At 67.6% G+C, this 392-nt stretch carries 1 protein-coding gene; it reads right to left on the reverse strand.

The window, feature by feature from the left end; all coding sequences use genetic code 11:
* Positions 1-381 (reverse strand): hypothetical protein (locus NJG22_RS24475; protein ID WP_253098508.1); only part of this gene is annotated, 381 nt, incomplete at its 3' end.
* Positions 382-392 lie beyond the last annotated feature (11 nt).

A 392-nucleotide genomic window follows, 5' to 3' on the forward strand; every position in this document is an offset into this window, starting at 1 on the left:
CAGCATCTTGGCGCTGTTGCGCAGTTCCTGGCGCACCAGGAACAGGGTCGGGCGCAGGCTCATGCGCGCCGCGGCCATGGTCGGCGGCGCCGGCAGCACGCCGATCAGGTTGATGCCCAGGCTCACCCAGTCGAGCAACTGGCGATTCTTGCTCTTGACCAGGGTCACCACGTCGCCCAAGGCATCGACCAGGGCCATGATGTTGCCCACTACCGGCAGCGCGCCGGCCACGGTCTTGATCCGTTCGAGGGTGACGTAGCCGCCGCTGACCGACTGCAACCAGGCGTCGAAGGCGGCGGCGCCACGGCCGACGTCCTTGGCGTCGATGGTGTTGAGCGGAGCGACGGCGACCTGGGGTTCGCGTTGTTTGGTGTCGGTCATGCCAGCACCTC

Origin of the sequence: Pseudomonas sp. VA159-2 (genome assembly GCF_024126635.1) — a bacterium.
In the GTDB taxonomy this organism is placed as follows: domain Bacteria; phylum Pseudomonadota; class Gammaproteobacteria; order Pseudomonadales; family Pseudomonadaceae; genus Aquipseudomonas; species Aquipseudomonas muyukensis.